The following is a 14361-nucleotide window of genomic DNA, read 5'->3' as shown; positions in this document are numbered from 1 at the left end:
CGGAACCCAATGAAACCACTGAACACTGACATCAACGATGATGTCTGATTACAGTGTTTCATTATATACGAACGATTGTTGGATTGCATTGTTCCACAAATCCCTATTTATGGTGCATTTTAGACCGTAAGCAAATAACACTTCGAAGGAATTCGCACAACGGCGAATTCAACACCCGAAGTGGCGGAGCGCTAGGGTTCATAGTATTGGCGAAAACCTTTCGTTATGAATCTGATGAAAATGGAAATGTGATAGAATAGCAGTGATGGAAATTCTTCTTTTTCAGCTTCTATTCCATGTTTTCCGTGGGGCTGCGTTGAGTCGAGCCTGATTAATCAATCCCATCGAAAGTCATATTGGTCTGTCAGGATGTCAATTCTCTTGCCGTCAATTTCAATTGTGCGGTCATCAATCCATTTCGGCTCTTCAAATTGATTGCCGCTAATCCAAAACACATTCCGCCGTTGATCGCCATATTCAATTTCTCCGATGTAGCTATAGTCAGACCGCAGCAAAACCCCTCCCATTACATACGTTTTTAGTACATAATGACCATCAGGTGACACACTTTCGGACACTACTTGAAGCCTCTTCGTATTAACGCTTTCAAGGCTGGGATAGAACCGGACCTTTATACCGACGGCGAATGCCAATAAGAGGATAACGATAATGATAGAGCGCCAATGCAAGCGCCATTTCATGTTTCTCACTCCCATTTCCGATATCGTCCAACTCTCCGTGCAATCTCCCTGGCTTGGCCATTTCCCAAAATTACTCCGCAAAAACACCAGACGATCTTTTCATTTGATTGTGATACGTAAAAGGTACTTACATGAAAAGGGGTTCTTCATTTGATTGCTCTTTTTCCTTATGCAGTCGCGTTTTTGAGTCGAATCGTCAGTAAAGTTTGACAGCGAAAAAATGTGATGTGACGACAAGGGAGGTTCATCCAACGTGAATCGTTCTATTACTTTACCCGAAGCCATCGCGCTATATATTACAGCGATTCTTGGCTCAGGGACTCTCTTTTTGTCTTCGAGTACAGCGACTGTGGCGGGGCCCGCCTCTATTGTTGCTTGGATGATGATGGTCCTGTTCAGCTTCCCGCTCGCCTATACATTTGCCGCGTTATCCCGTTCGTACCCCGACGCCGGGGGCGCAGCGACGTTTGCGCGCATGGCTTTCGGGGAGCATGCCGGAAATCTCGTGGGATGGTTTTATTTTTTGGCAGCGGCGGTCGGACAGATTATTGTGTCGTTGACAGGCGCTGCGTACATCGGAGCCGCCTTTGACTTCTCCGCTATGGAAAATGCCCTGATTGCCTGCTTCATGTTGCTTATCGGAGGTCTGTCCAATCATTTCGGTGTTCGGATAAGCGGCAAATTGTCTTTGGTGCTCAGTATACTTTTGCTCCTGTTGTTGTGTATTGCAGTGGCGGTCACATTGCCATACGTTCGCTGGGATCACTTCCATCCCTTTGCGCCAAAAGGATGGTATCCTGTAGGAACAGCTGTGATTATGATTTTTTGGTCCTTTTTCGGCTGGGAGGCAATCTGCAGTCTGGCTGACCGCTTCAAACATCCAGAGAAAGATTTGGTGCGCAGTGCTCTCCTTAGTGCGGTGATCATCGGCATCGTGTTTCTTCTGCTCAGTTTTATGACAATCGGCAGTGGAACGTATGGAAATGTGGAAAGTGATTCATCCCCTATCGGAATCATGATTCATCGCGCTTTGGGATTTGAAGCACAGCTGATTACCGCTATGTTGGCCTTGATCATATGTACGGGTACGGTCAATGCGTATGTTGCCAGTCTGGCTCAACTCGGTTACGCATTAGGGCGAGATCAAGCGCTGCCTGCCTGGTTTCATTATTTACACCCCCGAACCAGGACGCCTACGCGCGTCGTTTGGCTGGTCGTCATTTTTGCCGGATTGGGGGCCATCCTGACCGCGTTTTTACAAATTCATTTTACCCAATTGCTGTACATCCCGAATTCCCTGGGTATTTCTGTTTATATCATCTCGATGCTTGCCGCCCTCACCTTGTACAAAAGAAGAACCACACCATGGATGAGCAGTCTGGTCTCCTTGATCGTGCTTGTTCTTGCCGTTCCTTTTCTGGGTTTTCACTTGTTGGTCCCCGCTGTGGTGTGTGTTGTGTATTTTCTATACAGGAAAGCGACAGGAAAACGTAAAATCCAGTATCGAAATGATATGTAACGCGCAAAGGAGGAAGGCAATGAAGATTCAACGTGAAACCATGTGGGAAGCCGTTGTTCAGTGTAATGCAATGTATGACGGATGCTTCTACTATGCCGTGAAAACAACGGGAATCTTCTGCCGCCCCTCATGCAAATCCAAGACACCCAAACAAGAGAATGTCGAGTTCTTTTTTCATATAGCAGAGGCATTGCAAAAAGGGTATAGACCTTGTAAACGGTGCCGTCCGGATCTGGATCAGTCCACGTATGACCCCAATCACGAAGTCATTCAAGAAGTGCAACACATTTTGGAGAACGAATACGATAAACCTTGGACGCTGCAAACATTGTCCAAACGGATTGGAATGAGTTCGTACCATCTGCAGCGGTTGTTCAAGAATAAAACAGGAATCAGTCCAAAAAAGTATTTATACCACATTCGCATTGAACAGGCGAAACGTTTACTGTTACAGGGAGAGAAAAATAATACGGAAATCTGTTTTTTGGTAGGCTTCAATGATACTGCCCATTTTTATCACGTGTTTCGCAAACTCACCGGCTTTTCTCCGTTAGCGTTTAAACATCAACATTCCTAAACGTTGCGAAAGAGGACGTCATTGCCAGCTGCCGGGTAAAGAAATCCGTGTTATCCCCAAAGCGCATTTCTCTTCGTTGCTGAAAATGTTCGGCTTGCCACACACTCCTCTTCCAAGGATAATATGGTATTACATGTATGTACAGGTTTATTTTGTTTGCAGCTTTTTGAGCAGGAGGTGCAGCTCTCGGATGAATGCTTTTCGAAAAGGTTCCCTTTTTTGGAGGATTGTAAGCGGACTGGCAGGTTTCTTGCTAGCTTTCCTTGTATGGTATTTTTCAGTTGTCCATCAAACCTTAAACGTTTTGGACTTGTTTCTTGTGCTTTATATCGTCCTTCCAGCCGTATTCGCTTTTGTTGTCTTCTTCATTCGTACCCCCATCATCGCGATTCCTTTCATTTTTACGCTCTCGTTAAGCCTTTTCTTGTTATTCAGTTCCGCACTGATCTGGTACGAAGGAACCAAACACCTCATTTTGGAGTGACGTACTGCACTCCAGCGGACATAAGTTACTTGCTCACCAAATTCCATTATTTTTAGATTAAGGAAAAAAATGAGCGTCATCAGCTGTTTGTCGATTTGAAAATCAATAAGAAAACCGGCCCGTTTTCTGATCATTTACGCGAGATGATAAAAACTTTCGAGGATGATGGAAATACAGAAGTGGAAGTACATCAAGTAGTGAAAGTAGATAAAGGTGAATTCCTTATTATCTTGAATGTAAGTTCTGAGGAATAGGAGCACGCTTGGCACCCACGCGGTGCCTTTTCTTTTGGAGGTGGGTGATGTGAAGTACGTTTTATCCGGAACTGATGTGTCAACGTATCAGCCCGAGGACGTGAAGGAGCGAATCCAGGGGCTTACTGCGTTGCACGATTTTACGCCTGCGTTCAGTCATCTCATGACAGAGGAAGAGTTGGCTGCCAGACAGGCGGAATTCACGGCAGTTGAGCATCCTGTGGTTCGCACCCACCCGGAAACCGGGCTCTTCGTGAATCCATCCTTTACAACCCGAATCTTCGGGCTTGATCCAGATGAAAGCGAAAAACTGCTGCAATATCTATTCCGTCAAGCGCATGTCCCCGAGTACCAGGTGCGCTTTCGTTGAGAGCCAAATTCTATTGCCTTCTGGGATTACCGGGCGACGCAACATTACGCGGTATCCGATTGTTATCCTCACCCGTGTAAAGCTGAACGCGTTGCCATTGTCGGCGATCGTCCTTATTAGGTATCCAGCAAACGTGAAGAGAAATGGAACCGTAACTGGTTCCATTTCTGCCTGAATTCAAACTGTTTTTTATTGAGTGTCCGCAAGGAAACGATCTTCCATCGTTTCCAGGCCGGAAGGCCTGCACATTCAAACAGCCGCTCCGTTGCCTTCATTATAGATATCTCCCCCTAGAACGTGACTTCACAGTCGAGAAACCGAACCAGCAATGGGTGCCCATTTTACCCAGTTTCGTGTAGGAGATCAATAAATTTTCTTATCAGCAAGAAAGACTTTTTTTCAACGACAATACGCTTGTCCTGAAGACCTTTTGGAAAGCATTTGAAAAGAAAAAAGGATGTAAATGGACTGATACAGCGATCATGGCTACCAGTACACGTCCCGTGCGTACCACAAGATGCTGGTGAAGGTTGAAACACGAATTAGTATGACCCTAAGGGGCAATTGTTTGGAAAGTTTCCCCTATTAAGGGTTTACAAAATGTCGATCAGCATTATAAAAGCTTCATCCTCGAATGGATAAATTAGGTGATGAAGCTTTTATATTTATCTATTGTTTAAATGGGTTTACTCAAAATGGTTGACAGACTCCATGCTAATTATTCCATTTCGTAAATAGATCCAATTTTACTTCCAAAAAGTTCACCATGTATTTTCTCAGCGTAACTATCAGTCATACCTGCTAGATAATCAGCAACAACTCTCTGCCATCTCCATATACTCTGATTTTCCAGATACCTTTGATACCAATCAATTGGAATAATATCTTTAGCATTTGAATCTTGCATAAATACAGACCATAAGTCTTTTAATATTTTCTCACTTCTTTTTTGGAGACGTTGAACACGTAAATCTTTAACCATGGTAACCCAAGCTAATTTTTTTAATACTATCATTTGTCTTAATAAATCTAAATCTTCTTTGTTATCACTAATAAATGTTACCTTATACCAATCATCTTCTTTTATTATTCCTACTTTAGTTGCAAATTTATGAACCCAGGTTGCTTTCATATCTCTGCGTGCACGAGAAATATCTCTTTCACTTTCCTCTAATGTTCTGTTCCAGTCATCTTGATAATTTTTCAATATGCGCTCTACTGATTGTTTGATATCAACATTATGCCAAACTGATTCATACTTTTGAGCCTCATTCTTTATCTCTTCAACAATACCTTGGATCAGTTTTGTGTCTCTTGATAAATCAGAGGTAATATTTATTTTTCCAGCTTTTATACCATCTTCTATATCATGTGTAGAATAAGCTATATCATCACACAAGTCCATTAATTGTGCCTCAAGAGTTATTTTTTCTGAAGGGATACCCCACTCATCTCTCAATGACTTGATTTGATGCCATTCGGTACTGTATATTCCTTTTTTTCGAGCGTCTTTGCCAATTTCATAAGGATATTTATTTGTGGCCAGGAGAACTGCTGCTGTTAAATTTAATCCATTTCGATTCCCTGTTCTTTTTTCTAAGAACATTAATATACGAAAATTTTGCGCATTTCCTTCGTAGTGTAGACCGTATTCCTTAAGTAGTGAATCTAGGACTTGTTCTCCTTTATGCCCATAAGGTGGATGTCCTAAATCATGTGCGAGAGCAGCGCATTCAACTACTTCTGGATCAATAGTTAAACCGGCATTAGTGGGCCATTTCAGTAATGCCTCATACTCGTTTAAAAGCTTATAAGCCACTTGACGGGCTATTTGTGCCACCTCGATCGAATGAGTTAGTCTGGTCCTAAAGTAATCACCAGATCCAGCCCCAAAAACTTGCGATTTTCCTTGAAGCCTTCTAAAGGCAGGAGAATGAATTAATCTTCCATAATCTCTTTGGAATGGACTCCTAAAATCCTGTCTGGTTCCCTGTTCTTCGTCTAATCTTTTTTCTCTAAGATACCTAATATCTTCAGGTAGACTCATATCTTGTTACCCCCCTGGTTAGTTTATAATTGATTTATTTACTGATTATTTAGAGGAATCACCAATTAAATATAGCCTTTCAACCGTTATAGTTCTAACAATCTATACAAATATTGAATTATGCACTAGCATTTACATAACCAAACCATACTCTTTTTAAATATTCGACCAAGCAACTTGGTGTTTCAGCATATTGAGAAAAACTTGAAACAATGTCAGTGAACCCTCCACTAATACTTCTGGGTTTGTTAAAATACCCTAATCGCGGACGAGCAAGTTCCTCTTGAAGTTTTTCCAAAAAACGTCTTAAAAACTCTATCTCAAACTTGCCTCTGAAAAAGGCTTGAGGATCAACTGATTGTAACTCTCGCATTTTCTTTTCTAATTCTTCATCCGGTACTATATATTTACCTGAAAAACGATCTTCTATTTTCTTTTTATCATACAGAGGTTGGACAGACTCTAAACTAATTTTTACGAAATCCCTTAACTCTAGATTAGAGATTGAAGGACCTTTTTGAGTCCCTATACGTTCAGTTTGTTCCTTTACGCATTTGATCCAGGAGTTTAGCATAAGCATACTTTTATGAAATTCATTTTGCCTCTCTTTAAACAACATTATGCAAATTTCAAACTCCTCATCATCTTCCGTGATTTTAAATCTATTTCTTAATATCTTTATGAATGTGTCAATGGTTGTATAAAAATTTTCTATTGAATAACAAGGGGTTTCATATATTAGTGGATTTGATATTAACTCATCAAAATCTCGATCTACAAAATAAAACAACTTACCGTCTTTAAATTTCATACTTTTATTGATTAATTCATAGGTTTGAATAACTCCCTTTTTTCCATTACATTTTATAAAATACGGTTCTTGGTTCTCACATTGTATTTTGACCCTCAAACCGTAATATGCTTCGTCCTCACCTTCAACAAAACAAATAGGCTTGTCTTTATATTTTGGAAACTTAGTTAGGAATCGATGATATCCTATTGGTACCTGTTCCAACTTTTCTCTCATTATCTCTAATCTCGTCGTCTGTGTATTATTCCTCATATGTAATCTCCTCAATACATAATTCCATACTATCTGCATACTCATCTAAAGAATTATCTGTGTAAATAAATGGCGAGTGAGTAACCGCTAGTAGTAATTTGCACTTTCCGGAATTAACCACATCTGGCAATAATTTTTGTTGCCATTCAATAGATAAGGACAATTCTGGTTCATCAATTAACAAATAAATCTCATCACAATCAGTTAAGTACAATTTAGAAAAAAGTGAGACAATTTGCTTTTCTCCAGAAGATAGTTGGCTTAATTCAACATCTTCACCACTTCTTTGATCTTTAACAGCGATTTTTACGAGGTTCTCGTCGTAAGCTACATACTTATTCGGAAGCATATAACCGCTACATACTTTAGCAAATGTTTTAATCGCGTTATCTTTATCTCTTTGCTGATTATAAATGTTAATTAAGTTATACAAAAAATATATCAATAAGTTATAGTTCCCTTTTGTATCTTGAAAAATATCATTATTAGTGATTAATTGCCTAATTCTCCTTTTATCATCTTCACTTAAGTTACTACCGACACGATCCAATACTATATTCAGAGACTCAATGTTTTTAATACTGTCCCTCATTTCTTCTGTTATTGTGTTTTCTTGGACCAGTTGAGAAATCATCTTACCTGTAACTTCAGAGTACCCTTTAATAGCTGAATCCTTAATTTCTTCGGTAAAATTCTTGATTAAGTTCTGTACATCATCCATACCAAACTGAATAAGTTCAGTGTCAGTAGTAATGTTTTTACGTACAAAATCCACAGTTTCTTTTCCAAATGCATTTCTTGTCACAATTTTTTCAACCTTATTTGTAGAAACTATTAAGCCTAATTTACTTAAATCTTCCTCAATTCTACGATAAGTGGGCAAATAGAGTATTTTGCCATTTAGACGAGCAGACAATACCCTTCTGATATCCTGGAGAGAATCATTTAAAACAATCTCCAAAATACCAATATCAAAATTTTTAGTAATAAATTCAATATCTCTCGAGACGATATGAACCGGAATCTTACGCTCTCTAAATATTGAACGATATTTGTCAAGGAAATTTTGTAAAGACATAGATTGTTTCTTAACCACTTCATTAATTAGAGTTTCTATTTCTTCAGTTGTAAGGAAATTTTTTAGCCTTTTAACAGCACTTTTTACAAAAGAAGAAAAATCTTCGTCTTCTTCAAACATTAGCCACTCCCTCTTAATAAAAACCTTAACAGAGTCGGAAAATACTACTTCAATCGAATCAAACTCTATATCTTTCAACTTATTAAATTGTTGGGAAAGTGTATAATAAAATATGTTTAATATTGTAGTTTTGCCAATTCCATTTTCTCCAACATATATTTTGATATTTGTATTAAAGTCTAAATATACATTTCTCTTCCCATATAACCCAAAGATTTTAAATGATTTTATAGTTGGCTTTGCATTTTGCATGGCCCACACCTCAATACATTATTTGTTTAATTACTAAACTTTCGCAGTTTTCCCGAAACAAAAAGGTTTTGACAGAGAACGTCAGACTGATCCCTTTTATTCCCTTGAACGCCAAGAAAATGCCTATCAGGTATTGCAGAGCATAAGAAAACAGTCCTCCAAACGAACGTGCATCGTTTGGTTGACGACTTTCCTACTTCATCACGAGATGAAGCGTAAACACGAGATGCAATAGGAACAGCCTTTAAACTCCGTAACCAGCTTCAGATACGATCTGGCAAATTTGAAGAACGCCTCGATGCTCCAATGCATGCCATAGATGCGAACGATCTCGGTTTCTTTTAACGCCAGGCCGGTGCTGAGCAAAACAGCTAATCCCGCTGCCGGTTGTGGGAGTATAGCTTGGCGTATGCGCAAAAGCTCTTACATTTCAAAAAAAAGATCCACCGACTTAACTAAGTTAGTATGACAAAGTTAATGGGTGAAAGCGGAAGCAGGCCGATAAAGATACCAAGTCGTATCTACTCAGGGCTTTGTTCCTGTGAAAATAGTACCATGGTAAGATTTTGTATTTCAATGCTTAAATTACGTATATTCAGCAATGTCCGTCTCTTATTCTAACGATTCCATGTCGGTAATACGCCAGATATATCGAGGTCACAAGGAAGATTGCATGTTGCCTTTATGCTGCTTTCAAGCTATGACGAGTATCTACCCGCCTATGATCTGTTACCCCTTTCACAATTACTATTGTTGACCCATAAAAAACTCCTTTTCTAGTACCTTGTTAAAATCGTTTGGCTTTCAAATCTGTCAAACGTAAGTAACCGGGCTTTGTTCGAATACAAAGCGGAAGCCTTTATCCAGTCAGTTCTCCGGGGAACATTTCGTAGATCCTCGATGATGTGTGAAAGAATTGCAAATTAAACGGATAGCCCTTGTGAACTCCTCCTCATTTATCGGCTTGACCAATTGGGCCAATAGGCACGCATCATTTTGAACGCTGTAATGAATTTAGAAGGCCACGGTGTGAAGATCCGTTCCATGACCGAACCCTTTGACACTGGTGACCCATCTGGTCGCTTCCTCTGTGAAGATCAGCGATAAAATCCCCAATAGAATCAGTTGAAAATTCCCCATTTTCATTGACTCTCTCCTTGGAGGAGAGAGAAGTTATGGTAAAGAATGGGGAGTTTTACATGATTCACGAGATGAGGAAACGTGGCATGAGTATTACTCGGATCGCGCAGGAAATGGGGAGGGATCGAAAAACCATTTGCAAGTGGCTAAACAAGAAGGAACCTGAATCCTATCAGCGAAAGGTCACTGGTCTCGGCAAGCTGGATCGGTTCACTGCTCCATGAATTACGGGACAAGCGACGAACATATGTTTGAGCTAAAACGGTAAATTGTCAAAACGCTTGTCCAATCCATCCAGGTTCATACCATTGTGTACGGAACGATTAAAACTAAGTATCCTCCTTTTGCATTTTCTCCGTTTCATCAACCTCAACAATATCCCATGAAGTAAATGAAGTTTTATGCAATGTAAATATGAGAATTCCTCCATAAACTTCACGTATTTGATTATCTTCACCATAATCTATTGCTTGGGAAGTGGCCATTACTTGAGCATTGTCGTTGTTTTCCGCTACTTTCCTAACCTGCACTTCGAAAGGGGCAAACTGGTTAGCGTCTGCAAATTCAAAATAAGAGCGAATGTCTTAACATAGGGGCAACTTGTTGACTCGATTTAATGGTCTCTGGGTGGTAATCAGTTCTTTGCTGACTTTTTCGGTGTATCCGTGGATTACCTTCTCGGTCGTACCGATGATCCGGCATCCATCAACAAAAGCGAACGTCCTTAAACTGAACTAGAGAACCTCTTAACACAACCTTAGTCAATTCACTAGGTTTGTCAGACCGCGTGATTTCAAATAAAGAACCTTTCTTTAATGATATTTTATGTTAACATTACTCCTCTCCATTTTTTTAAATTATGGATTGACTTTTTAGCCATTGCTCGATACACCGTTTCATTTTTTGCCTTTGAAGAACCACCAATGGAGAAAATTTTGTTGTAGTTTGATCTATTAATTTTTCAATTATGATTAATTTGTTTCTTTTAAATGTTAACACGTGGCATAAGTAATCGGTTAATTGTTGTCTCGTTATTGGAGAGATACTTTCAATCCAGATCCAGCCAAGTATTGTTGCTACAAGATTTATCAGGAAATCTTCACTGAATTCTTCTTGCTTAAGATAGTCAAATAAAGCGATTACTTGTTCATTCATTTTAAAATTATTTTTCTTTAGATAATAAGTAAATACCTTTTCATTGACTGGGATTAAGGCATATCCCATCATAACCAGTTTTCCAATGCATTCACTCCACTTGTCATTGTCTATTACCCCTTCAAGTATAAAAACCTCCAGCACATCAAACGTCGTAAAATAATTAACCCCATGGCTTTCTCTTGCGTAACAACCTGTTACAAAACTATCCACTAGCATGGTAAATGAACGGTTTTTGCTCACTCGTATTGGATGATTTAGAAAAGCAATTTTATCATTTTTATTATCAAAATCATTTTCAATCACATTGCCGACCTTTTTGCAATTTTCATTTAACCATTCAATGAATTCTTCCTGATTTTTGACTGACTCCTTGACCAGTTCTGACGAAAATTCACGCAATACCAATCTGTCATTCTCATATGACAAGGTCTTAAGTCCATCGTCACTAATTAACTTAGTATTGAGGTATTCTTGAAAAACTAAATCAAAGTGCTCTTGATGAATGTACAGGTCGTATCTTTCCTTTAACTTGTCCAGTAGACCAAGGTGACGAATCGTAAGTAATGTAGTTACATCGCACAATACCTCTTTTGCATGTTTGGCAGCTTCTGCCCCTCGTAATAATTCTCTTTGATCCCCTTGAAGCATCCAGATACGCATATCCCGTTCATTCATAACATGTCCCCATGTCTCAAAAGGTCCCTTATTCAATGCATTAATCAAAAAACTTAAAGGCAATTTATATCTTTCAAAAACGGTTTTTACATGTAATATAGATTCTGTAGATTTTTTCAGTTCTTCAATAAATTGATTCGAGATTTTTCCTTCCTCGATTGCTTTAAACTCTTTAAATAAGGGTTCTTCATCAGGAAATTTTTTATTAAATTGAGTCGCAACTTCACTATAAGCCTCTAACCATTCTTTTTCCGGATCTGCTATAAACTGACCTAAATGTGCCATTTGCCAGAAAAAGAAACGCCATGCATTCGGGTTTTCTTTTCCCGCAAGGTAGGTTTGATATGCATACTCCATAGATTTTTGATACTTCAACGCATTCATAAAAGCAATGCTTAACAAATTAAAATCTTCCATTGATCCCGATTTCTTAACCCTATTCTCCGCTGACTCCAAAACTTCTAAACAATGATTTGCATTTCCTAATCGAAACAAACAATCAGCATATCTTAATAGATAATGTAACTCTTGGGTCTTTTGGTATAGGTTCAAAAAGTTTACTTTTGCAACTTCATACCAGCCTAAGTTAAAATAAATGGTTGTAACTACATTTAGCAAAAAGTCTGATTTTTCTGTCAACTGATCAATTAAGGAAAGAATTTGTTTATATTCTCCCAACTGAAATAGAGCACGTACATACCGATTGACAAGGATTTCATGTTGCATCCAGTTTGGTATCGACACAATTAATTCCTTCAGCTTTTTTAAATCGGCTTCTGTTCCTCTGTTCAAATAAGCAATGCTAAGTTGTATCTTACACTCGATTACAACTTGTCCATCTAACTGATCAATACATGACTCCCAATTGGTTACTGCTTCTTCCCAATCATGAAGTTTCATCGCGTAATAGGCTTTTAGTGCGTAGATTCCCTCACGGTCTGAGGTTGTCAAGTTAAGTACTTCAATCAAATTTTTTATTTCGCTATGATTCACATTTAGGAATAAGGCATCCATATATGTGAAGTAGTACTTTAAAGGAATCTTGAGTTCTGTCTCAACCAGCGACTTATTAGCCTCTAATAAAGCTAATGCATCATTTGGTCTTCCAGCTTCTACATAAACTTGACTTAAGGTAATGAGATCATTAAGATTTGGGGTTTCAACGGATATCTTCTCTTGAAGTAAATCAATCGCTCTATCCCAATCACCGTCAAATATACAACAAGAAATGAGATTATTGATATTTCCTTTGTCACGATACACTTCTTCATACAATATTTTTGCCTCAGAAAAGCGCTTGTTTCTAAAATATAGTGCCGATTTCAATTCCTTGATCCTGGTCAGAATGCCAATATTATCAATGTCTTGTTTCTCCAAATGATCCAACACTGGCATTACTTCTAGTAAAATTTTTTCAGGATCAACGAAAACGTTATTTGAAATATCATTTTCCATTTTTAGGATTTTTGATTCAATTTTGATTAATAACCAATTGATATTGTTTGGTTCATTATTCAAATAGTAATCAGATAGTTCGGTAACTTGATCGTATTTTTTTGTGTTCAGCAAAACGTGTGCCTTTATTTGATCTAAATCGGAGTCTGGGTTCTCTAGCAATATTTTAAGTGCTTCATCATATTTTTTTTGTTGGAGAAAAATGTTTATCAGAATCTCTAAATTCTTCGTTGTTTTACCTTCAATGTCAATCGCTTCTCTAATATTAGATAAGGCTTTATCTAATTGATTTTCGAAAATGTGTATTAAAGCCAGCAGTCTCTTTTTACGTGCTTCGTCGTTAGAATTTGCAACAGCGGCATATAAATGTGGAATTGCCTCGTTCTCTTTACCGCTCACTATATAACTTGTTGCGATTATGGAATGCAATTCCAAGTATTCTTCTTGCTTAAGGCTTCTTTTTAGCCTCTCTTCGGCTTTTTCACGGGCAACATTTGTTTTTCCCTGTTTTATGAGTTTACTTAAATCCTCGAACCCCACAGGGGTAAGAGCCTGTTTTAGTAAACGATTGTTTTCTTCTGTAATTTGAATAGTCTTTATTTGATTTTGCTCAATATTCTTAAACCCCTCTTTAATTTCGTCCTCAAAATAATTAATTCTATTTAGGATTTGCAAAAATTCAGGTTCCCATTGAGTAACTTTGTATTCTTCTAGTTTCAATAAGATAGTTTGGAAAAAAGGTACAATAAAGTCCTGATAAGAAGGATATGCCTCCATATATGGTTCCAGATTTAGCTGTTCACGAGTAAATTTCTCATATGGGACTCCCTCTAATATCCAACGAAACATTTCTTCTCTGTTAGTTCGGTCTTCTATTAGATCCCGAATTAACTCATCGGGCAAATCAAAAGTAGCTTTCGCATCAGCAAGTGCTGCTTCGAACATTAAGGTCGTTTTCTTGGCATAGTTATCTTTGACCCATTTTGCCTGAAGATCTCTAATTAACTTTGAGTTTTTTATTTTGGGCATCAAAAAGGAAAAAAACAACGGACCAAGCTTTCCCAAAATTGCCCCAAAATCCATAGAAATCACCTCTCATGGAAGTTTAATTCTAAAAAACTTCATTGTAAAAAGAGCCTGCCCATTATTACTAAAGTTTCCTTCCTGAATAAGCGACAACACCTAGCAAAATTTTACACTAGATAGTATAATACAAATAGTTCAATTGCACTACTTTTGATTTTAACGCGAACACATTCGCAGTCAAGGTGAAGGATCTTGTAACTTACCGTATTCCCCTACTCCGTTGGAATCATGTGTCTCGCGATTCTCCTATCCCTCGGTATTCGCGGGCCCATTGATATAGTTGAGTCCCGAATTGCGAAAGCCTTAATTATCTTTCTTGTGTATAAGGACGTCCCCTCACTGTCATACAAATTCGGACGATTCAGGAGCATTACAATAAAAG

Annotated in this window: 9 protein-coding genes and 1 pseudogene; 4 read left to right on the top strand and 6 right to left on the bottom strand. The window is 38.5% G+C overall.

What is annotated here, in order from left to right; all coding sequences use genetic code 11:
* Positions 1-335 precede the first annotated feature (335 nt).
* Positions 336-701, bottom strand: a complete 366-nt coding sequence (locus ETC00_RS03340; RefSeq protein WP_171564544.1) for a DUF5412 family protein — start codon at positions 699-701, stop codon at positions 336-338.
* A 253-nt stretch (positions 702-954) separates the two neighbouring features.
* Here ETC00_RS03340 and ETC00_RS03335 point away from each other — a divergent pair, with 253 nt between their 5' ends.
* The 3 genes and pseudogenes from ETC00_RS03335 (at position 955) to ETC00_RS03325 (ending at position 4025) form a co-directional block, all read left to right on the top strand.
* On the top strand, positions 955-2220 hold the full coding sequence (locus tag ETC00_RS03335) for an APC family permease (protein WP_171564543.1): 1266 nt from the start codon (positions 955-957) through the stop codon (positions 2218-2220).
* 19 nt (positions 2221-2239) lie between these two features.
* Positions 2240-2797, top strand: a complete 558-nt coding sequence (locus ETC00_RS03330) for a bifunctional transcriptional activator/DNA repair enzyme AdaA (RefSeq protein ID WP_171564542.1) — start codon at positions 2240-2242, stop codon at positions 2795-2797.
* Between the two features lie 772 nt (positions 2798-3569).
* Positions 3570-4025, top strand: a pseudogene (locus ETC00_RS03325) (TauD/TfdA dioxygenase family protein).
* A gap of 598 nt (positions 4026-4623) precedes the next feature.
* On the opposite strand, the gene ETC00_RS03320 reads toward ETC00_RS03325, so the two are convergent.
* The 4 genes from ETC00_RS03320 to ETC00_RS20820 all read right to left on the bottom strand — a co-directional run bounded on the left by ETC00_RS03320 (position 4624) and on the right by ETC00_RS20820 (position 9611).
* Entirely contained in the window at positions 4624-5952 is a 1329-nt protein-coding gene (locus tag ETC00_RS03320; protein ID WP_171564541.1) for a deoxyguanosinetriphosphate triphosphohydrolase family protein, read from the bottom strand.
* Between the two features lie 118 nt (positions 5953-6070).
* Positions 6071-6979, bottom strand: coding sequence for a DUF4435 domain-containing protein (locus tag ETC00_RS03315; RefSeq protein ID WP_171564540.1), 909 nt, complete (start codon positions 6977-6979; stop codon positions 6071-6073).
* Positions 6980-7004: 25 nt separating this feature from the next.
* The gene (locus ETC00_RS03310) at positions 7005-8465 is read right to left on the bottom strand and encodes an AAA family ATPase (RefSeq protein WP_171564539.1); all 1461 of its coding nucleotides are present in this window, start codon (positions 8463-8465) and stop codon (positions 7005-7007) included.
* A gap of 1014 nt (positions 8466-9479) precedes the next feature.
* Positions 9480-9611 (bottom strand): hypothetical protein, encoded by a 132-nt coding sequence (locus ETC00_RS20820; RefSeq protein WP_256379851.1) that lies wholly within the window; start codon positions 9609-9611, stop codon positions 9480-9482.
* 29 nt (positions 9612-9640) lie between these two features.
* On the opposite strand from ETC00_RS20820, the gene ETC00_RS03305 reads away from it, so the two are divergent.
* A complete protein-coding gene (locus ETC00_RS03305) occupies positions 9641-9829 on the top strand; it encodes a helix-turn-helix domain-containing protein (protein WP_349290996.1) in 189 nt (62 codons plus the stop codon).
* A gap of 628 nt (positions 9830-10457) precedes the next feature.
* Here ETC00_RS03305 and ETC00_RS03300 read toward each other — a convergent pair.
* On the bottom strand, positions 10458-13976 hold the full coding sequence (locus ETC00_RS03300) for a tetratricopeptide repeat protein (protein ID WP_171564538.1): 3519 nt from the start codon (positions 13974-13976) through the stop codon (positions 10458-10460).
* Positions 13977-14361 lie beyond the last annotated feature (385 nt).

Origin of the sequence: Brevibacillus sp. MCWH (assembly GCF_013096935.1) — a bacterium.
In the GTDB taxonomy this organism is placed as follows: domain Bacteria; phylum Bacillota; class Bacilli; order Brevibacillales; family Brevibacillaceae; genus Brevibacillus; species Brevibacillus aydinogluensis.
The sequence above is the reverse complement of the archived record's forward strand: the minus strand, read 5'-3'. Positions and strand labels throughout refer to the sequence as shown.